The sequence below is a fragment of the Dietzia sp. NCCP-2495 genome (assembly GCF_026011735.1).
In the GTDB taxonomy this organism is placed as follows: domain Bacteria; phylum Actinomycetota; class Actinomycetes; order Mycobacteriales; family Mycobacteriaceae; genus Dietzia.
Genome location: NZ_BRVN01000020.1, coordinates 33,619 through 53,142 on the forward strand (window position 1 = coordinate 33,619; position 19,524 = coordinate 53,142).

Below are 19,524 nucleotides of genomic sequence, written 5' to 3' on the forward strand. Positions count from 1 at the left end.
CAGTCCGTCGGCACGGGCGGGCTCTCACTCAGTCGGCACCGGCGGCCACTCAGCTGGCTCGCTCGAGGCAGCCGGCCGGGGGGACGATCGGCCGGTAGCGGTGCAGGTGCCCGGGAGGGGCGGAGTCCGACCCCGGGAGCGCGGCCAGGACGCGGAGACCGTGCAGCGGCTCACCCAGTAGGCCCCAGGAGAGTTCGGCGACCGGGTCGTCGTCGTTGACCTCGGTGACTGTGCAGTCGCCGGAACCCTCCGCCCCAGTGCCTGTCTCGCCGTGCCTGCTGCCCGCCCCGCCGAGCCGGGTTCCCGGTTCGCGGTCGACTCCCGTTTCCTCACGGGGTCCCGCGCCGGGCGGGCCCTGCCACAGCGCCGCGTCGACGTATCGGGCCAGGTCCGGATCGGTAAGTGCCCGGATCCCGGCGAGGGCACCCAGACTGAGCCCGTGGACCACCAACTGCGGCCGGTCTCCGGCGGGGAGTGCGCGGATCCGATCGATGACCTCCCGGAGGAGTGTCTGTGCCGACCGGGTCGCCACCTCTGGACGCAGGATGAACACGGCGGCCGACGGTGCGGCGGAGTAGCGCACGGCGACGGTGGCCACGTCCCCTCCCGTCGCCGATTCCATGGCGGCGACCTGATGCGGATCGACCCATCCGGAGCCGGTGGGGATGGTCACCACGATCACCGACCGGTCGAAGCCGCCGGCGCCGTCGAGCGAGTCGACGGTGCGTTGTGCGGCGGACTGCGGGTCGAGGTCCGGGTAGTCGCCGTAGACCCGCAGTGCCGGGCCTGACGAGCGGTGGGTGAGGACGAGTTCGGTCTCGGGGGCCAGCGGGCCGGAGTCGAACGCCCACCACAGGGCCGCGTCGACCGCCCCGAGGAGGGAATGTGCCGCGAGCACGACGATCAGGAGCCGGGCGAGGATTCTCATAGCCGCCAGATCCGTTCCTCCACGGGGGCGCCGTGGCCCTGGCGCACAGTGTTGAGCCCCACGGCGGCGCGTGCGACGGTCGCCGCCCCCACGCAGAGGAGGTCGCCTTCGCACGATTGCCGCATCTGCCGGCCGAGCAGCGAGTCGAGGTCGGCGCGGAGTCCCCGCGGGATGTCCGCCCCGTGCCGGTATGCGACGCGCAGCAGGTCGTACCCGAGGTCATGGACGCGGCACGCCGGCTCGAACGAGCGGGGGAGAGGGACAGGCGACGAGCAGTCGCCCGAGGCCCTGGACGCGAGTGTCCCTTCGAGAACCGGCGTGTAGCCCAGGTCTGTCTCGAGATCGGGGCCGATGATCCCTGTCCCGGGCTCGCCCTCGGCGAGCGATCGCGCGGCGGTCAGTGCGGCAGCGGACACACCACCTGTAAAGGGTGCGTGGGATCCGGACGGGAGAGGTGCGGCCGTGGCGAGGGGCCCCGAGGCGAGACCTATGACGACGACGAGGCCGGCGACGACCCGGGACGGAACGGCTGCTGAGGTGATCGGCATGAGGGCGAAAGTAGGAATCGCGGATCGTCGGCCGGATCCCCCTGGAAGGTGATCTCGGTGTACCTCTGTGGCGCTAACCCGGAGGGGGTACCCCGATGTCACTCCTCAGGGGGATATCCCCGGCGGGCGGCGCGCAATACCGTTGACGCCATGCGATCGACCAGCTCGGATCCCGTCTCCCCAGACCTCACCTCGCCCGACGACGCCGCCGGTGATGCGCGACGCGCGACTAGCGACAATCGCGGACGCGCTGTCCTCAGCAGCTTCCGAGCCCACCCGGTGGACGTGATCCTGCTGGCACTGGCAGGGCTCTTCTTCTCGGTGGCCTGGCCGACTTTCTTCGTGACCCACGACGCCTGGACGTCGCTCGTGCCGTTGCTCGCTGCCCTGGGCACACTGCCGGTGGCCGTGTGCGGGCGGTGGCCGCTGCCCGCGTGGTGTGCGGTGGCATTCGCCTGTCTGGTGGCCGTGCCGCTTCGCACCGAGCCGGACTTCGCGCTGGGCTGGCCTGTGGTGTTCCACCTCGCCCTGGCGGTGTGCCTGGGGGCGGCGATCCTGCTCGCTCCGCCGAAGCGGGTCGCGGTGGCGGTTGCGGTGACCGTGGCCCTGATGGCCTTCAATCCGGGCCTGGAGGTCGGAGTCGGATGGATGGTGGGCGCGGCCGTCTTCTCCACCGTGATGGTCCTCGTACGGTGGCTGCTCATCTCGCGCCGCCAGCTGGAGAGCTCGTCCCTGCGTTTGGAACGCGAATCGCGGCGATCCGCGCAGCAGGCCGATCTACGGGTCCTGGCCGAGGAACGCAATCGACTGGCTCGCGACCTACACGATGTGGTGGCCCACCAGATGTCGATGATCGTGGTGCAGTCGCAGTCGGCGCCGTACCGGTTGCAGGGCGTCACCCCGGCCGTCCACGCGGAGTTCGACTCGATCGCCGAGACCGCGCGCGAGGCCCTGGACGAGGTCCGCGGGCTGCTCGGGGTCCTGCGGACGGACGCGGAGGAGCAGACCACCGAACCCGTCGGAATCGACCAGATCGAGCCCACCCTCCGTGCGGCCCGCCGTTCCGGAATCGACATCACGTGGCAGCTGATCGGGGAGATGGACCGGATCGACGAGACCACCGGTGTGGTCCTGCACAGGGTGCTCCAGGAGTCGCTGGCCAACGCGTCCCGGCACGCGCCCGGCGGTGTCGTCGTCGTCACCCTCACCGCGGACACCTCCGCGTCCACCTCCACGGGCCCCTCCGCAGGCACCACTGCGGACACCGCCGCGGACAGCGCCGCCGATCCCACCTGGAACGGTGAGCTGCCGCCCTCGGCGGTCCTCGAGGTGGACAACGGCCCGGCGGCGCCCGGCGCGCTCGTGTCACCGGGCACCGGCGGTGGCTCGGGGATCGCGGGAATGTCGGCGCGGGTCCGCGCGGTGGGCGGGAGCTTCTCGGCATTGCCCGCCTCCGACGGCGGGTTCACCGTCACCGCGTCAGTCCCGCTGCGATCCGGCAGGCGCGGCGGTACCCGTCTTCTAGGGTGAGTCCCATGGCCATCTCCGTGCTGATCGTCGACGACCAGGCGATGGTGCGGCAGGGCTTCGCCGCGCTGCTCGACTCCCAACCCGACATCGCGGTGATCGGCGACGCCGCCGACGGTGCGGAAGGCGTGGCCAAGGCCGATGCCCTGCGCCCGGACGTGGTGTTCATGGACGTGCGGATGCCGACCATGGACGGTCTTGAGGCGGCCCGGCGGATCCTCGGTGCCGGCCACGACCCCGCCCCGCGGATCATCATGCTCACGACCTTCGACCTCGATGACTATGTGTACGAGGCACTGCGCATCGGCTGCTCCGGGTTCCTGCTCAAGGACGCCCCCGCCGAGGAGTTGTTCCGGGCGGTGCGGGTGGTGGTGACCGGTGAGGCGCTACTCGCCCCGACCGTCACGAGGCGTCTCATCGAGGCTGCGGTCACGAACGAACGGCGGCCGCGCCGCGAACCGACCGAGCTGGCCTCACTCACCCCTCGTGAACGCGAGACGGTCGAGCAGGTGGCCACCGGACGCTCCAACGCCGAGATCGCCCGGGCCCTGTTCATCTCCGAGGAGACCGTCAAGACCCACGTGCGGCGCGTGCTGCAGAAACTCTCCCTGCGGGACCGCGCACAGGTGGTCGTGTACGCCTACGAGAACGGCGTCGTCTGAGGTGGACGCACGGCCGGGGTGACCGGTGCGATCGACTAGGATGGCACCCGATGCCGCCGGCGGTCGCCGGAGATGACCGGGACGGGGAGGACACAGCACAGGTGAGCGAAGACACAGGCACGGTCGAGAGCGCGGACACGCCCCGGATCGACGAGGAGTCGCTGGCGGGATACGCGGCCGACGCGGAGAGCGCGTTCGCCTCCGCCGAGACCCTCGACGCACTGGCCGCCGCCAAGACGGCGCACCTGGGGGACCGCAGCCCCATCGCGCTCGGCCGCCGGGCGCTCGGGTCGCTGCCCAAGGAGCAGAAGGCGTCCGCGGGCAAGGCCGTCAATGAGGCCCGCGGCCGCGTGCAGAAGGCCTATGAGGCACGGCTCGAGGTCCTCCAGGCCGAGCGTGACGCCGCGGTCCTCGTGGCCGAGACGCTCGATCTCACCGTGCCCGCCGGCCGCGGGCCGGTCGGTGCCCAGCACCCCATCACGATCATCACCGAACAGGTCGCCGACGTGTTCGTGGGCATGGGATGGGAGATCGCCGAGGGGCCGGAGATCGAGGCGGAGCACTACAACTTCGACGCGCTGAACTTCCTCCCGGACCATCCGGCGCGCACCCTTCAGGACACCTTCCACATCGCCCCCGAGGGCAGCCGGCAGGTGCTGCGCACCCACACCTCGCCGGTGCAGATCCGCACGATGCTCGACCGTGAGCCACCGATCTACGTCGCCTGCCCGGGCCGGACGTTCCGTACCGACGAGCTCGACGCCACCCACACCCCGGTGTTCCACCAGGTCGAGGGACTCGCGATCGACAAGGGACTGACCATGGCCCACCTGCGCGGCGCGCTCGACGCGTTCGCGCGCGCCCTGTTCGGCCCCGAGACCCGCACCCGCATGCGGCCCAACTACTTCCCGTTCACCGAGCCGTCGGCCGAGGTGGACGTGTGGTTCCCCGGCAAGAAGGGCGGGGCCGGATGGGTCGAGTGGGGCGGCTGCGGCATGGTCCACCCCAACGTGCTCACCGCCTGCGGGATCGATCCCGAGGAGTACTCCGGCTTCGCGTTTGGCATGGGCCTCGAGCGGACCCTGCAGTTCCGGAACGGACTGAACGACATGCGCGACATGGTCGAGGGCGACGTGCGGTTCTCGCTCCCCTTCGGCGTCCGGTACTGACCCGCGGTACCGATCCACCCCGAGCTCACCCCACCACCGAGAATTTACGAAGGACCCCACAGTGCACATCGCGCAGTCCTGGCTGACCGAGATCCTGCAGCGCGCCAACGACGGCTGGTCGGTGACCCCCGCCGAGCTCGACGCGGGCTTCGTGCGCGTCGGCCTCGAGGTGGAGGGCGAGCCCCGGACACTCCCGGAGATCACCGGTCCACTGACCATAGGCCGCGTCGACTCGATCGAGGAGCTCGAGGGATTCAAGAAGCCGATCCGCTTCTGCCTGGTCGACGTCGGCGGCGAGGAGCCGCAGCAGATCGTCTGCGGTGCCCGGAACTTCGCCGAGGGTGACCTCGTGGTGGTGGCCCTGCCCGGCACCGTCCTGCCCGGCGGGTTCGAGATCGGCAAGCGCAAGACCTACGGCAAGCCCAGTGAGGGCATGATCTGTTCCGCCTCCGAGCTCGGGATCGGCTCCGATCACAGCGGCATCATCGTGCTCGCGCCCGGCACCGCCGAGCCCGGCGACGCGGCCGGCCCGGTGCTGGCCGCCGGCGGCCCCGAGCAGGACACGGTCATCGAGCTCAACGTCACGCCGGACCGTGGCTACTGCCTGTCCGCTCGCGGCCTGGCCCGCGAGCTGGCGTGCGGGTTCGACCTGGACTTCGCGGATCCGGCCACCGAGCTGGGACTGCCGTCGCAGGGGGAGACGTGGCCGCTCGAGGTCACCGAGGAGGCCGGTGCACAGCGCTTCGCCCTGCGTCGCGTCACCGGGGTCGATCCCTCGGCGGTGACCCCGTGGTGGCTCGCCCGTCGCCTGCTGCTGTCGGGCGTGCGTCCGATCTCGCCGGCGGTCGACGTGACCAACTACGTCATGCTCGAGCTCGGGCATCCCATGCACGCCTTCGACGCCGCGACCATCTCGGGCGGACTCTCCGTCCGTCGGGCCCGCGCGGGGGAGAAGCTCACCACGCTCGACGACGCGGTGCGCACCCTCGACCCCGAGGACGTCGTGATCTGCGACGAGACCGGTCCCATCTCGCTGGCCGGCGTCATGGGCGGTGCCCGCACCGAGGTCTCCGACACGACCACGGACGTGCTGCTCGAGGCCGCCGTCTGGGACACGCTCGCGGTGTTCCGGACCATCCGCCGTCACAAGCTGCCGAGTGAGGCGGGCAAGCGCTACGAGCGTGGCGTGGACGCCGCGGCCTCGATCGCCGCGCTCGACCGGGCTGCCACGCTGCTCGCCGAGATCACCGGCGGCACCGTCGAGGCGTCGCTCACGGACGTGGGCTCTGCCCCGGACATGCCCACGATCTCCTTCGATCCGGAGCGTCCCTCGCGGGTCGCCGGTCTCGGGTACCCGGCCGGTACCGCGCGTCGTCGCCTTGAGCAGATCGGTGCCGAGGTGACCGGCGACGACGCCGTGCTCCTCCAGGTCACCCCGCCCACGTGGCGACCGGACCTGACCGGCCCGGCGGACCTCGTGGAGGAGGTGCTGCGCCTGGAGGGACTCGAGGACATCCCGTCGGTGGTGCCCACCGCCCCCGCTGGCCGGGGCCTCACCGCCACCCAGCGGGGTCGCCGCGCCGTGGGGCGCGCCCTGGCCGCCGCCGGCCATGTCGAGGTGCTCACCTCGCCGTTCTGCGATCCGTCCGTGTTCGACGCGATGGGATTGGACGACGACGACGAGCGCCGCGCCACCATGTCCGTGGTCAATCCCCTCGAGAGCGACAAGGCGCATCTCGCGACGACGCTCCTGCCGTCGCTGGTGGACATCGCGCGTCGCAACCTGACCCGGGGCACCCGCGACCTCTCGCTGTACTCGCTCGCCCAGGTGGCGTTCCGCACTCCGTCCACTACAGGCGTGGAGATGCTGCCAGTCGACCGGGAGCCCACCGCCGACGAGCAGAAGGTCCTCAGCGACTCTCTGCCGGACCAGCCGCTGCACGTGGCGGCGGTGTACACGGGCAAGCGCGAGCCGGCCGGTCACGCCTCGGCGGGACGCGAGGCCGACGCTCTCGACGCGGTCCACGCCGCCGAGATCGTCGGGACCGTTCTCGGCGTGGAGACCGAGGTCCGAGCGGCCACCTTCGCCCCGTGGCATCCCGGCCGCTGTGTCGAGGTCCTGGTGGACGGCACCGTCGTAGGTCACGCCGGTGAGTTGCACCCCGCTGCCTGCGAGCGGCTCGGGCTACCGGCACGGACGTGCGCGATGGAGATCGATCTCACGGCGATGGGCGTGCGCGAGGTACTGCCCGCGCCGGCGATCTCCGCGTTCCCGTCCGTGAACCAGGACGTGGCCGTGGTGGTGGACGCCGACGTCCCCGCCTCGTCCGTCGAAGCAGCGCTCGTCTCCGGCGGCGGCGACCTGCTGGAGAGCATCAGGTTGTTCGACATCTACACCGGTAGCCAGCTCGGTGAGGGCCGCAAGTCGCTCGCCTATGCACTCACGTTCCGGGCATACGACCGGACCTTGACCGAGGACGAGGCCAGCCAGTGGCGGACGGCGGCGGTGGACGCGGCCGCGAAGGCGGTCGGGGCGAGCCTGCGTGGCTGACGCGGTGATGGCTCCCCGCGTTCTGTGCATCGCCGGCACCGATCCGTCGGGTGGGGCCGGATTGCTCGCCGACACCAAGGCCGTCACCGCGCTCGGTGGCTATGCCATGGGTGTGGTGACCGCGGTGACGGTCCAGAACACCCGCGGGGTGTACGACGTCCACGCGGTGCCCGTCGATACCGTCATCGCGCAGCTCGACGCCGTCGCCGACGACGTCCAGATCGATGCCGTGAAGATCGGGATGCTCGGGGAGGCCTCACTCGTCGAAGCGGTGGGTGAGTGGCTTCGTCGTCGTCGTCCTCCTCACGTGGTACTGGACCCCGTCATGGTGGCCACCACCGGCGGTCGCCTCGCGACCGACGACGCCGCGCGCATGCTGCGTGACCTCGTCCCGGTGGTCGAGCTCGTCACCCCGAACGTCCCCGAGCTCGGAGTGCTGAGTGGGGTGGACACCGCCCCGGACATCGAGGGGATCGTCGGTCAGGCCGAACTGGTCCACGAACAGACCGGCAGTGCCGTACTCGCGACCACCGGTGACCTCCTGGACGGCAGCGCCGAGGACGTCCTGGTGCAGTCGACAGGGGAGCGCCGCACCACGCTGCGTCTGCCGTTCGTTCGCGTCGACACGCCGCACACGCACGGCACCGGTTGCTCACTATCCTCGGCGCTGGCGACCGCGCGGGTGGGCGCGCCGGACTGGGAAGCGGCCTATCGACGGGTCCGTCCGTGGATGGACGGTGCCCTGCACGGTGGGCTGAGCCTCGACGTGGGGAAGGGCTCCGGTCCGCTGGACCACACCTGGTTCCTCCGCCGCTGATCGCCTGCGGTTCCCGTCTGACCACCGTCGTTGCCGCTCCGCGGTTCCCCTCTGACCTCGGACGATGATGTCGCGACGACGATCGTGTCGTACGTCTGTGCGAATGTTGGTGCCGACATCCACACCAGACCAGCAGGAGACCACCATGAACGCCGCCGATACCGCACAGAACACCGCCGCGTCCGCCCGCTCGGAGGGCAAGGCACTCGACCGGGTCCGCAAGCTCTTCGCCAAAGCCGAGAGCGTGGCCGGCACGCCCGAGGCGGAGGTGCTCCTCGAGCGTGCCTATGCGCTGTTGGCCAAATACGGGGTGGATGAGGCGCTCGCCAGATCCGGGCCGGATTCGGCGGCGTCCGAGGTGACGGTCCACGAGTACGTCCTGAGGGGGAAGTATCAGCCGGATCAGATCGGGCTCATCGCCTCGCTCGCCTCGGCGATGTACTGCAAGGCCGTGTCCTCCCGGCGCGCGGACGGCGCGCGCATCGTCTACGTCGTGGGGGTGCGACGGCATGTCGACCGGGTGGTGATGCTCGCGGGTGCCCTCATCGGGATCATGCTCGCCGGTGCGGCGCGACAGCGTCCGGGCCCCGGGGTCTCCGCGGTGAGCCACCGCAAGTCGTTCATGACCGGGTTCGCCTTCGAGGTTGGACGACGGCTCGCCGCGGCGGAGGCGAGTGCGGTCACCTCGAGCGCTGACGCGGTGGGTGCCGGCCTGGTGCTCTGCAACGATGCCGACCGGGCGGAGTCGGAGATGAGGCGGCGCTTTCCGCACACGGTCAGGGGAGCGAAGCGACGCGTCGGTTCCTCGGGGCTCGCGGCCGGGCGGAAGATGGGCGGTTCCGTGGATCTGGGCCAGCGTAGGTTCGACGGCGCGAGGCGGCAGATCGGCGCGTGAGCCGGGCCGGCACGGGGCGGCGGCGATCCCGGGCAGGGAACTGCGCGCGACACGACTCGCTTTGCACCCGGAGGTGCAAAAGATTGCAACGTGATGCATACTTGTGCGTATGGCAATCACGGTAGCGGTCGCAGGAGCATCAGGTTACGCGGGCGGGGAGTTCCTCAGGCTTCTCCTGGCGCACCCGTCGTACCTCTCGGGTGAGATGGAGATCGGGGTCCTGGCCGCCGGCTCGAACGCCGGCCAGACGCTGGCGGAGCACCATCCTCACCTTCTGCCTCTCGGGGACCGCGTCCTCGCGGAAACCAGTGCCGAGACGTTGTCCGGCCACGACGTGGTGGTCCTCGGCCTGCCGCACGGTCATTCCGCGGCGATCGCCGAGCAGCTCGGCCCAGAGGTTCTCGTTATTGACCTCGGGGCGGACTTCCGGCTGAAGGATGCGGCCGACTGGGAGGCCTTCTACGGTTCGGCGCATGCCGGAACCTGGCCCTATGGCTTGCCCGAGCTCCCCGGGGCGCGCGACGCACTGCGGTCGACGCGGCGCGTCGCCGTCCCGGGGTGCTTCCCGACCGGTGCGTCGCTGGCACTGTTCCCGGCTGTGGCGGCGGGACTCGTGGACGCCTCCGACATCACCATCGTGTCGGTGACGGGAGCCTCCGGCGCGGGCAAGTCGGCCAAGGTGCCGATGTTGGCCTCGGAGGTCATGGGATCGGCCAAGGCGTACGGCGTCACCACGCATCGGCACACCCCGGAGATCACCCAGAACCTCAAGTCGGTGACCGATGCCGAGGTGTCGGTGAGCTTCACCCCGGTTCTCGCGCCCATGGCGCGCGGCATCCTCACCACGGCCGTCGCACCGACCACCGCCACCGCCGATCAGTTGCGTGAGGTGTATGCCGAGGCCTTCGGTGACGAGCCGTTCGTCCACGTGCTTCCCGCCGGCGTTCAGCCCATGACCGCCTCGGTGCTCGGCTCCAACGCCGTGCAGTTGGGGATCGAGGTCGACGAGCGGGAGGGTCGCGCGGTCTTCACCGCCGCGATCGACAACCTCGCCAAGGGCACCGCCGGAGGGGCCATCCAGTCGATGAACCTCGCGCTCGGGCTGCCCGAGACCGCGGGGCTCAGTACGGTCGGTCTTGCGCCGTGAGTCACGGTGTCCTGTCCGGTGTGACTCCGGAGGGGAGGGAACACGGTCTGGAGCGCTACGCGCACCCCGCCGGTGGCGTGGCGACGTTCTGGCTCGCTCCGGAGGGCTCGACCGCCACCGTCGAGATCGACGACAACGGATCCGCCGATGACGTTGTGGAACTGCAATGGAGCGAATTGAGCGCCCAGGTCCCGTCAGTGCGTGCCATTGTCATGCTCGATGGTCCCGGTTCCGACGACCCTGCCTCCGACTTCACCACCGTTCACGAGGTCGCGGAGGACATGGCCCGCTTCGCCACCGACCGGTCCGGGACCGAGGTCGGGCCGATCGACGTCCTCGTGTTCCGTCCTGAGACCGCTCCCGACGCGGAGCCTGCATCGCCACCCGGGCCTGTCCCTACCGCCCATGGTGCGGAGTTCCGCTTCCGTCACCGAGGCGGAACCCGGGTCCACGTGATTCTGACCCTGCCCACTGCTGATCTTCCTGACACCTACGGAGGCGACTGACATGCCCACTTCGATGAACGACGGGTCGACCCAGCTGACGCCGTTCGTCCGCGCGCACGTCCTCGCAGAGGCGCTCCCGTGGCTTCAGAAGTTCCACGACAAGATCGTCGTGGTGAAGTACGGCGGCAATGCGATGATCGACGAGAAGCTCAAGGCGGCGTTCGCCGCCGACATGGTCTTCCTGCGCACGTGCGGACTCAAGCCGGTGGTCGTCCACGGTGGAGGTCCGCAGATCAACGCGATGCTCAGTCGACTGGGCATGGAGGGGGAGTTCCGCGGAGGGTTCCGCGTCACGACGCCCGAGGTGATGGACATCGTCCGGATGGTGCTGTTCGGCCAGGTCGGACGCGAGCTGGTCGGCCTCATCAACGCCCATGGTCCGTACGCCGTGGGCATCTCCGGTGAGGACGCCGGCATGTTCACCGCCGTCCGCCGCACCGCGATGGTCGACGGTGAGCCCACCGACATCGGACTCGTCGGGGACGTCGCTGCGGTCGAGCCCGGTGCCGTCCTCGACATCATCGAAGCCGGACGGATCCCGGTGGTCTCCACTATCGCGCCCGATGCCGACGGTGTCGTCCACAACATCAACGCAGACTCCGCCGCAGGTGCGCTCGCCGCATCGCTCGGTGCGGAGAAGCTTGTCGTCCTTACAGATGTAGAGGGCCTCTACACCGACTGGCCCGACAGGTCATCTCTCGTCACCCACCTCGGGACCACGCCGCTCGAGGCGATTCTCCCGACTCTCGAGAGCGGCATGGTGCCCAAGATGGAGGCCTGCCTCCGTGCAGTCCAGGGCGGAGTGGGCGCGGCCCACGTCATCGACGGCCGGGTCGAGCACTCGGTGTTGCTCGAGATCCTCACCGAGGGCGGCATCGGCACCATGGTCACCGAGGGTGACCACCAGACCAGAGCAGCAGCAGGAGCAGCACAGTGACAACGTATGATGCCAGCGATCTCACCGCACGGTGGGATACCGCCCTGATGCGCAACTACGGCACTCCGCCGCTGGAACTCGTCGCGGGCCGTGGTTCGGTCGTCACCGACTCGAGCGGTAAGGAGTACCTCGACCTGCTCGCGGGGATCGCCGTGAATTCGCTCGGGCATGCTCATCCCGCGATCGTGGAGGCTGTCAGCCGCCAGATCGGCGAGCTCGGGCACGTGTCGAACCTCTACGTTCACCCGACGGTGGTCGCCCTAGCCGAGCGGCTCGAGTCCCTCCTCGCGGTGGACCAGCCGGTCCGCGCCTACTTCTGCAACTCCGGCGCCGAGGCCAACGAGGCGGCGTTCAAGATCGCCCGCCGTACGGGGCGGTCCCGGATCCTCGCCGCGGAGAACGGTTTCCACGGCCGGACCATGGGTTCGCTGGCCATGACCGGGCAGCCCGCCAAGCGGACACCGTTCGAACCCATGCCCGCTGGTGTCGAGTTCTTCCCCTACGGCGACATCGATGCTCTCCGGGCCCTCGTCGAGCAGGCGCCGGCGGATACCGCCGCGGTGATCGTCGAGCCGATCCAGGGGGAAGGCGGGGTCGTGGAACCCCCGGAGGGATTCCTCGCCGACGTGCGCGCACTGTGCACCGAGTACGGCGTCCTCATGATCGTCGACGAGGTGCAGACCGGAATCGGCCGGACGGGCGCGATCATGGCCACCCGCAAGGCGGGCGTCGTACCCGATGCCATCACCCTGGCCAAGGGGCTCGGCGGCGGACTACCGATCGGTGCCTGCCTCGGGATCGGCCTCGCCGGAGATCTGCTCACGGCCGGGCAGCACGGCAGTACCTTCGGCGGGAACCCCGTCTCCTGTGCCGCCGCGCTTGCGGTCCTGGACACGATCGAGTCCGACGACCTGCTCGCCCATGTCGGCCGACTCGGCAAGATCCTCACCGCCGAGATCGAATGTCTCGATCACCCGCTCGTGGACCACGTCCGTGGCCAGGGGCTGCTGCTCGGCATGGTGCTCACCGAGCCCAGGTCGAAGGAGGTCGAGGTGGCCGCCCGGGACGCCGGGTACCTCGTCGGGGCAACCGCTGCAGACGTGGTGCGCCTGGCCCCGCCGCTCATCTTCACCGAAGACGAGGCAGCACGGTTCGTCACCGCGCTGCCGTCGATTCTCGATGCCGTATCCAGTAAGGAGACCTCGTCATGACCGCCCCGTCCACCACCGATGCATCGGCTCCGAAGGTCCGGCATTTTCTCCGCGACGACGACCTGAGTCCCGCTGAGCAGGCGGAGGTACTCGACCTGGGACTGAAGCTCAAGGCCGAGCCCTTCTCGGCTCGCCCACTGGAGGGACCGAAGTCGGTCGCGGTGATCTTCGACAAGACCTCCACCCGCACACGCTTCTCCTTCGACGCGGGAATCGCCCAGCTGGGCGGGAACGCGATCGTGGTGGAGTCCGGATCCACCCAGATGGGCAAGGGGGAGACACTCGCCGATACCGCCATGGTGATGTCCCGGTTCGTCGAGGCGATCGTGTGGCGCACGTACTCACAGGCGGGACTCGAAGACCTCGCCGCGAACTCGTCGGTGCCGGTCGTCAATGCCCTGACCGACGACTTCCACCCGTGCCAGATCCTCGCCGACCTGCTGACGATCCGCGGGAATTTCGGACGTACAGAAGGCCTCCGCGCGGTCTACCTCGGTGACGGCGCCAACAACATGGGCCACTCGTACCTGGTCGGATTCGCGACGGCGGGTATGCACATCACCATCGCCTCTCCGGAGGGCTACCAGCCGGCCGGCCAGGTGGTCGCCGACGCCGAGGCGATCGCCGCGGAGACCGGTGGATCGGTCACCATCACGACAGATGTGAACTCGGCGGTCGTCGACGCCGATGTCCTCATCACCGACACCTGGGTGTCGATGGGGATGGAGGACTCCGCCGCAGACCGTCTGCGCGACCTGGCGGACTACCAGTTGGACCAGGCGGCGGTCGAGAAGGCGTCGGACGACGTGATCGTGCTGCACTGCCTTCCCGCGTACCGCGAGAAGGAGATCACCGGCGAGGTCATCGACGGACCCCGGAGCCGGGTGTTCGACGAGGCCGAGAACCGTCTCCACGCACAGAAGGCGCTACTCGTCTGGCTGCTGGAGCGGGCATGACCTCCGTCGGCGGGGTCAGCCGGGCGGCACGCCATGCCCGCATCGCCGAGATCCTCCGCGAGCGCCCCGTCAGCAGTCAGACCGAGCTGGCGGCAGTACTTGCCGGCGACGGTATCGCGGTGGCGATCGCCACCCTGAGCCGAGATCTCGACGAGCTCGGTGCGGTCAAACTCCGCGCCGCCGACGGGGGATCGGGCCGCTACGTGATCCCGGAGGACGGGAGCCACGTGCCCGGGATCCCGGGCGGCACCGACCGTCTCGGGCGGCTCCTCGGCGAGCTGCTCGTCTCTGCCGACCACAGCGGGAACATGGCGGTGCTGCGGACCCCGCCGGGCGCGGCGAATTTCCTCGCCAGTGCACTGGACCGGGCGAATCTCGACGACGTGGTGGGGACGATCGCCGGGGATGACACCATATTTGTGATGGCCCGTGAACCGGTCCGTGGCGCAGCGCTCGCGGAGCGACTCGCAGCCCTGGCTCGACGCCAGCTCTGACCCGACCACCTACCCTTGAACACCTAGACAAACAATCACCACAAGGAGAACACCATGACCGATCGCGTCGTCCTCGCCTACTCCGGCGGCCTCGACACGTCTGTTGCCATCAGCTGGATCGGCAAGGAGACCGGCGCCGAGGTCGTCGCCGTAGCCATCGACCTCGGTCAGGGCGGCGAGGACATGTCGGTCGTGGGCCAGCGTGCCCTGGACTGTGGCGCGGTCGAGTCGATCGTCGTGGACGCCCGCGACGAGTTCGCGAACGACTACTGCGCCCCGACCATCAAGGCCAACGGCATGTACATGCGCGAGTACCCGCTCGTGTCGGCTATCTCTCGCCCGTTGATCGTCAAGCACCTCGTCGACGCGGCCAAGGAGCACGGCGGAACGGCCGTCGCCCACGGCTGCACCGGTAAGGGCAACGACCAGGTGCGCTTCGAGGTCGGCTTCGGTGCCCTCGCGCCTGACCTCGACGTGATCGCCCCCGTCCGCGACTACGCCTGGACCCGCGAGAAGGCGATCGAGTTCGCCGAGCAGAACGAGATCCCGATCAACGTCACCAAGAAGTCGCCGTTCTCGATCGACCAGAACGTGTGGGGCCGCGCGGTGGAGACCGGCTTCCTCGAGGATCTGTGGAACGCCCCGACCAAGGACGTCTACGACTACACCGAGGACCCCACCCTCAACTTCGCCGCCCCGGACGAGGTGACCATCTCCTTCGCCGGCGGCGTGCCCGTCGCCCTCGATGGCCGCAAGGTCACCGTGCTCGAGGCGATCGAGGAGCTCAATCGTCGCGGTGGCGCCCAGGGCGTCGGCCGGATCGACATGGTCGAGGACCGTCTCGTGGGCATCAAGAGCCGTGAGATCTACGAGGCCCCGGGCGCAATGGTGCTCATCACCGCGCACAAGGCCCTCGAGGACGTCACGCTCGAGCGCGAGCTGGCCCGCTACAAGTCGGGCGTCACCGACACCTGGTCGAACGCGGTCTATGACGGCCTGTGGTTCTCCCCGCTGAAGTACGCCCTCGACGCCTTCATCGAGCAGACCCAGGAGCACGTCAACGGCGACATCCGCCTGGTGCTCCACGCCGGCCAGATCATCGTCAACGGCCGTCGCTCGGACTCCTCGCTGTACGACTTCAACCTGGCCACCTACGACGAGGGTGACGCGTTCGACCAGAGCTACGCCAAGGGCTTCGTCAACCTCCACGGCCTGAGCTCCAAGATCGCCGCAAAGCGGGATCTCGGACTGTGAGCGAGGAGCAGGGCCGGGAAGACCGGCACGGTACCAACACCGGGGCGCTGTGGGGCGGCCGCTTCGCCGGTGGTCCCGCCGAGGCCATGGCCGCCCTCAGCAAGTCGACCCACTTCGACTGGGAACTCGCCCCGTACGACATCCGGGCGTCGAAGGCACACGCCCGGGTATTGCACCGCGCCGGCCTGCTCACGGGTGCGGACCTGGACACCATGCTCGACGGACTCGATCGGCTGGCCGCCGATGTCGATTCGGGCGCGTACGTTCCGGCCGAGTCGGACGAGGATGTCCACGGTGCACTCGAGCGCGGGTTGATCGAGCGCGTGGGCCCCGAGGTCGGCGGGCGTCTGCGGGCCGGTCGGTCACGCAACGATCAGGTGGCCACTCTGTTCCGCATGTGGCTTCGTGACGCGGTGCGCGCGGTGGCGGCCGGGGTGCTCGACGTGGTCGACGCCCTCGTGGCGCAGGCCGACGCCCACCCGGACACGGTCATGCCCGGCAAGACCCACTTTCAGGCCGCCCAGCCAGTCCTGCTCTCGCACCAACTGTTCGCCCACGCCCAGCCGCTGCTGCGCGACCTCGACCGGATCCGCGATCTCGACAAGCGGCTCGCCGTGTCGCCGTACGGTTCCGGCGCCCTGGCGGGCTCGTCTCTCGGTCTGGATCCCGACGCGATCGCCGCGGAGCTCGGCTTCGACCGGGCGTCCGACAATTCGATAGACGCGACGAGCTCCCGGGACTTCGCGGCCGAGGCCTCGTACGTTCTCGCCCAGATCGCGGTGGACCTGTCTCGCCTGGCGGAGGAGATCATCGCCTGGTCGACGCCGGAGTTCGGGTACATCACGCTGGCCGACGAGTGGTCGACGGGAAGCTCGATCATGCCGCAGAAGAAGAACCCCGATGTCGCGGAGTTGATGCGCGGGAAGACCGGGCGCCTCATCGGCAACCTGACCGGCCTCCTTGCCACCCTCAAAGCCCAGCCACTCGCGTACAACCGCGATCTGCAGGAGGACAAGGAGCCGGTCTTCGACTCCGTCGCCCAGCTCGACCTGCTCCTCCCGGCGATGGCGGGACTCGTCGGCACGCTTGAGTTCCATCCCGAGCGGCTCGCCGAACTCGCCCCTGCGGGCTACACCCTCGCGACCGACATTGCGGAGTGGATGGTCCGCCAGGGCGTCCCGTTCCGCGTGGCGCACGAGGCGGCGGGGGAGTGCGTGCGTGTCGCCGAGGCACGTGGGGTCGGTCTTGACGAGCTCGACGACGACGAACTCGCCGCCGTCGATCCCGCACTGACCCCCGAGGTACGTGACGTGCTGACGGTGACGGGTTCCATCGCGTCCCGTAACGCGCGTGGGGGCACCGCCGCGGATGCGGTGGCCCAGCAGCGAATCCGCCTCGTCGAGTTCCGTGACGAACTCGCCGGATGGGTAGGGTAAGCGCCATGTCCGTCATCGATGCACGTCTGCTGGAGATTCTCGCCTGCCCCGAGGACAAGGGGCCGCTCCTGTTGGTCGGCGACGACACGCTGTACAACGAGCGACTGCGCCGCGCCTACCGGATCGACGACGGCATCCCGGTCCTGTTGGTCGACGAGTCCCGCGCTGTCGACGAGACCGAGCACGCGGACCTGCTGGCCCGCGCGACCCCCGGCCCGGTGGAGAATCCCACCTCCGAGTGATCACCACCGAGTGAGCAGCGCATCTCACGACACGTCGGCCGGCGCCGTCCACCCGCTCAGGACTCTCTTGCGGGAGGCGGCGCCGTTCGACGCTGCTCTCATCGTGCTCGGCGGGACCCTCTCGCACGGCCCTGTCACCCTGCGGATCGTCGAAGTCGAGGCCTACGGAGGACCACCGGATTCGGAGTATCCGGATCCAGCGGCCCACACCTGGCCAGGGATCACACCACGTAACGAAGTCATGTTCGGCGACGCCGGGCACCTGTACGTCTACCTCAGCCACGGGATCCACCAGTGCGTGAACATCACGTGTAGACCTGCTGGCGAAGGGGGCGGCGTCCTCCTGCGAGCGGCACGCGTCGAGGAGGGACATGACGTCGTCGAACACCGCCGGCCCGGCATCCGACCGAGGTCTCTGGCCCGCGGCCCGGGGAATCTGGGCCGCGCACTGGGGATAGACCTGTCGTTCCGAGGTCGGGACGTACTCTCGTCGTCGTCGTCGTCGATGTCGGCACCGGCGCAGTCACCGGTGTTGTTACCGGCGTCGCGCGATCTGACCCCGGTGACGTTCCGTCCCGACCCGGTGCCCTCGCGACTGGTCGCCTCCGGACCTCGCGTCGGAGTCTCGCGCGAGGCCGACCGTCCCTGGCGGTTCTGGATCGACGGCGCACCCGAGGTCTCGGCCTACCGGCGGAGCCCGAGGGCACCCGCCCCGGTACGCCGCGCGGGCGGCTCCGGCGGTGATGGGGGACAATGAACGCCGTGACCAACAACATCCTCGATGACCTGCAGTGGCGTGGACTGATCGCCCAGTCGACGGACCTCGACGCCCTTCGTGCCCATCTCGACGAGGGGGCGGTGTCGCTGTATTGCGGGTTCGACCCCACGGGGCCGAGTCTGCACGCCGGTCACCTCATCCCGCTCCTCACGCTTCGCCGATTCCAGCTCGCCGGGCATCGTCCGGTGGTCCTGGCCGGTGGCGCGACGGGGATGATCGGCGACCCCCGCGAGGTGGGTGAGAGGGTCATGAACACCTCGGACACCGTCGCGGAGTGGGCCGAGCGGATCTCCGGTCAGCTCGAGCGCTTCGTCGATCTCACCGAGGGACCGACCGGCGCCCGGGTGGTCAACAACATGCAGTGGACCGGTCACCTCTCGGCGATCGAGTTCCTCCGGGACATCGGCAAGCACTTTTCGCTCAACACAATGCTCGGACGCGACACCGTCAAGCGCAGGCTCGAGGGCGACGGCATCTCGTACACCGAGTTCTCCTACATGCTGCTCCAGGCCAACGACTTCCTGCAGTTGCGTCGGAACATGGGAGTCACGCTCCAGGTCGGTGGTTCCGACCAGTGGGGCAACATCATCGGTGGCGTCGACCTGAACCGTCGCGTCGACTCCGAGTCGGTGCACGCCATGACGGTTCCGCTCGTGACGTCAGCGGACGGTAAGAAGTTCGGCAAGTCCACCGGTGGTGGAAGCCTGTGGCTCGATCCGGAGTTGACCAGCCCCTACACCTGGTACCAGTACTTCCTCAACACCGCGGATGCCGATGTCGTGAAGTACCTGCGCTGGTTCTCCTTCCTCAGCAAGGAGGAGATCGAGGAACTCGAGGCGATCACCGCCGAGAAGCCGCACCTGCGTGCCGCGCAGAAGCGACTCGCCGAGGAGATGACGACTCTCGTCCACGGAGTCGCCGCCACCGAGTCGGTGCAGCTCGCCTCGCAGGCGCTGTTCGGTCGCGGGGAGCTCACCGGTCTTGACGAGTTGACTCTCGCCGCCGCACTCGAGGACGCCGGCTCGGTCGAGTTGGCCGCCGACGCACCCAGGTCGATCACTGATCTCCTGGTGGCCTCGGGTCTCAGCGAGAGTAAGGGCGCGGCCCGTCGCGCCGTCGGGGAGGGGGGCGCATACGTGAACAACGAGCGCATCTCCGATCCGGAATGGGCGCCGGCCGCCGAGGACCTTCTCCACGGCAGTTGGCTGGTACTGCGGCGAGGAAAGAAGAGCTTTGCAGGAGTGCGGATCCGCTGATTCGGGGGACTGCACTAACACGACAACGTCGGCTTTGCCGGCATTTTCGTGCATTTGGGACCTTTGACCTGCAGGTTTGCTTTTCCGTTCATGCGTGCGTAACTTAATTGGAGCCGGAGCAAGCGAGACCAGCCGAGAGGCGCGGGACTCGCTCGCAAAAGGCGCGCTCCAGAGAGTGATTCGAGAACCACGGTTTTGGCTGAGGTTCAA

The 19,524-nt window shown here is 69.3% G+C and carries 19 protein-coding genes; 17 read left to right on the forward strand and 2 right to left on the reverse strand.

Annotation, left to right across the window (positions count from 1 at the left end; all coding sequences use genetic code 11):
- Positions 1-49: 49 nt before the first annotated feature.
- Positions 50-928, reverse strand: coding sequence for an alpha/beta-hydrolase family protein (locus tag OPF83_RS14195; RefSeq protein ID WP_264888192.1), 879 nt, complete (start codon positions 926-928; stop codon positions 50-52).
- Positions 925-1,476: a hypothetical protein gene (locus OPF83_RS14200; protein ID WP_264888193.1), complete on the reverse strand. Its 552-nt coding sequence runs from the start codon at positions 1,474-1,476 to the stop codon at positions 925-927. The genes OPF83_RS14195 and OPF83_RS14200 overlap by 4 nt, the downstream gene beginning before the upstream one ends.
- Positions 1,477-1,626: 150 nt before the next feature.
- Here OPF83_RS14200 and OPF83_RS14205 point away from each other — a divergent pair, with 150 nt between their 5' ends.
- From OPF83_RS14205 to tyrS, 17 genes are all read left to right on the forward strand, one after another.
- The gene (locus OPF83_RS14205; protein ID WP_264888194.1) at positions 1,627-3,006 is read left to right on the forward strand and encodes a sensor histidine kinase; all 1,380 of its coding nucleotides are present in this window, start codon (positions 1,627-1,629) and stop codon (positions 3,004-3,006) included.
- A 5-nt stretch (positions 3,007-3,011) separates the two neighbouring features.
- Positions 3,012-3,665 carry a response regulator transcription factor gene (locus OPF83_RS14210; RefSeq protein WP_264888195.1) on the forward strand — a complete coding sequence of 218 codons (654 nt, stop codon included), beginning with the start codon at positions 3,012-3,014 and terminating at the stop codon, positions 3,663-3,665.
- Positions 3,666-3,715: 50 nt separating this feature from the next.
- On the forward strand, positions 3,716-4,834 hold the full coding sequence (pheS, locus tag OPF83_RS14215; protein ID WP_375546270.1) for a phenylalanine--tRNA ligase subunit alpha: 1,119 nt from the start codon (positions 3,716-3,718) through the stop codon (positions 4,832-4,834).
- 61 nt (positions 4,835-4,895) lie between these two features.
- On the forward strand, positions 4,896-7,385 hold the full coding sequence (pheT, locus tag OPF83_RS14220; RefSeq protein ID WP_264888197.1) for a phenylalanine--tRNA ligase subunit beta: 2,490 nt from the start codon (positions 4,896-4,898) through the stop codon (positions 7,383-7,385).
- On the forward strand, positions 7,378-8,202 hold the full coding sequence (gene thiD, locus OPF83_RS14225; RefSeq protein WP_264888198.1) for a bifunctional hydroxymethylpyrimidine kinase/phosphomethylpyrimidine kinase: 825 nt from the start codon (positions 7,378-7,380) through the stop codon (positions 8,200-8,202). The genes pheT and thiD overlap by 8 nt, the downstream gene beginning before the upstream one ends.
- A gap of 145 nt (positions 8,203-8,347) precedes the next feature.
- Positions 8,348-9,097 carry a DUF2786 domain-containing protein gene (locus tag OPF83_RS14230; RefSeq protein WP_264888199.1) on the forward strand — a complete coding sequence of 250 codons (750 nt, stop codon included), beginning with the start codon at positions 8,348-8,350 and terminating at the stop codon, positions 9,095-9,097.
- 109 nt (positions 9,098-9,206) lie between these two features.
- Positions 9,207-10,244 carry an N-acetyl-gamma-glutamyl-phosphate reductase gene (gene argC, locus OPF83_RS14235; RefSeq protein ID WP_264888200.1) on the forward strand — a complete coding sequence of 346 codons (1,038 nt, stop codon included), beginning with the start codon at positions 9,207-9,209 and terminating at the stop codon, positions 10,242-10,244.
- Complete coding sequence (locus tag OPF83_RS14240) at positions 10,241-10,750, forward strand: hypothetical protein (RefSeq protein WP_264888201.1); 510 nt, start codon at positions 10,241-10,243, stop codon at positions 10,748-10,750. The genes argC and OPF83_RS14240 overlap by 4 nt, the downstream gene beginning before the upstream one ends.
- 1 nt (position 10,751) lies before the next feature.
- Complete coding sequence (argB, locus tag OPF83_RS14245; protein WP_264888203.1) at positions 10,752-11,687, forward strand: acetylglutamate kinase; 936 nt, start codon at positions 10,752-10,754, stop codon at positions 11,685-11,687.
- On the forward strand, positions 11,684-12,898 hold the full coding sequence (locus tag OPF83_RS14250) for an acetylornithine transaminase (protein ID WP_264888204.1): 1,215 nt from the start codon (positions 11,684-11,686) through the stop codon (positions 12,896-12,898). The genes argB and OPF83_RS14250 overlap by 4 nt, the downstream gene beginning before the upstream one ends.
- Positions 12,895-13,854 (forward strand): ornithine carbamoyltransferase, encoded by a 960-nt coding sequence (gene argF, locus OPF83_RS14255; RefSeq protein ID WP_264888205.1) that lies wholly within the window; start codon positions 12,895-12,897, stop codon positions 13,852-13,854. Before OPF83_RS14250 ends, argF begins: the two co-directional genes overlap by 4 nt.
- On the forward strand, positions 13,851-14,348 hold the full coding sequence (locus OPF83_RS14260; protein WP_264888206.1) for an arginine repressor: 498 nt from the start codon (positions 13,851-13,853) through the stop codon (positions 14,346-14,348). Before argF ends, OPF83_RS14260 begins: the two co-directional genes overlap by 4 nt.
- Before the next feature lie 54 nt (positions 14,349-14,402).
- On the forward strand, positions 14,403-15,602 hold the full coding sequence (locus OPF83_RS14265) for an argininosuccinate synthase (protein WP_264888207.1): 1,200 nt from the start codon (positions 14,403-14,405) through the stop codon (positions 15,600-15,602).
- Complete coding sequence (gene argH, locus OPF83_RS14270) at positions 15,599-17,038, forward strand: argininosuccinate lyase (RefSeq protein ID WP_264888208.1); 1,440 nt, start codon at positions 15,599-15,601, stop codon at positions 17,036-17,038. Before OPF83_RS14265 ends, argH begins: the two co-directional genes overlap by 4 nt.
- A 5-nt stretch (positions 17,039-17,043) precedes the next feature.
- Positions 17,044-17,280, forward strand: a complete 237-nt coding sequence (locus OPF83_RS14275; protein ID WP_264888209.1) for a Trm112 family protein — start codon at positions 17,044-17,046, stop codon at positions 17,278-17,280.
- A gap of 67 nt (positions 17,281-17,347) precedes the next feature.
- Positions 17,348-18,037: a DNA-3-methyladenine glycosylase gene (locus OPF83_RS14280; RefSeq protein WP_264888213.1), complete on the forward strand. Its 690-nt coding sequence runs from the start codon at positions 17,348-17,350 to the stop codon at positions 18,035-18,037.
- Between the two features lie 5 nt (positions 18,038-18,042).
- Positions 18,043-19,314, forward strand: a complete 1,272-nt coding sequence (gene tyrS / locus OPF83_RS14285) for a tyrosine--tRNA ligase (protein WP_375546271.1) — start codon at positions 18,043-18,045, stop codon at positions 19,312-19,314.
- The last annotated feature ends 210 nt before the right edge of the window (positions 19,315-19,524 follow it).

Coding starts and splice junctions, on each gene's coding strand:
- OPF83_RS14195 (WP_264888192.1), bottom strand. CDS start 928: ATGAGAATCCTCGCCCGGCTCCTGATCGTCGTGCTCGCGGCACATTCC.
- OPF83_RS14200 (WP_264888193.1), bottom strand. CDS start 1,476: ATGCCGATCACCTCAGCAGCCGTTCCGTCCCGGGTCGTCGCCGGCCTC.
- OPF83_RS14205 (WP_264888194.1), top strand. CDS start 1,627: ATGCGATCGACCAGCTCGGATCCCGTCTCCCCAGACCTCACCTCGCCC.
- OPF83_RS14210 (WP_264888195.1), top strand. CDS start 3,012: ATGGCCATCTCCGTGCTGATCGTCGACGACCAGGCGATGGTGCGGCAG.
- pheS (WP_375546270.1), top strand. CDS start 3,716: ATGCCGCCGGCGGTCGCCGGAGATGACCGGGACGGGGAGGACACAGCA.
- OPF83_RS14230 (WP_264888199.1), top strand. CDS start 8,348: ATGAACGCCGCCGATACCGCACAGAACACCGCCGCGTCCGCCCGCTCG.
- argC (WP_264888200.1), top strand. CDS start 9,207: ATGGCAATCACGGTAGCGGTCGCAGGAGCATCAGGTTACGCGGGCGGG.
- argB (WP_264888203.1), top strand. CDS start 10,752: ATGCCCACTTCGATGAACGACGGGTCGACCCAGCTGACGCCGTTCGTC.
- argF (WP_264888205.1), top strand. CDS start 12,895: ATGACCGCCCCGTCCACCACCGATGCATCGGCTCCGAAGGTCCGGCAT.
- OPF83_RS14260 (WP_264888206.1), top strand. CDS start 13,851: ATGACCTCCGTCGGCGGGGTCAGCCGGGCGGCACGCCATGCCCGCATC.
- OPF83_RS14265 (WP_264888207.1), top strand. CDS start 14,403: ATGACCGATCGCGTCGTCCTCGCCTACTCCGGCGGCCTCGACACGTCT.
- OPF83_RS14275 (WP_264888209.1), top strand. CDS start 17,044: ATGTCCGTCATCGATGCACGTCTGCTGGAGATTCTCGCCTGCCCCGAG.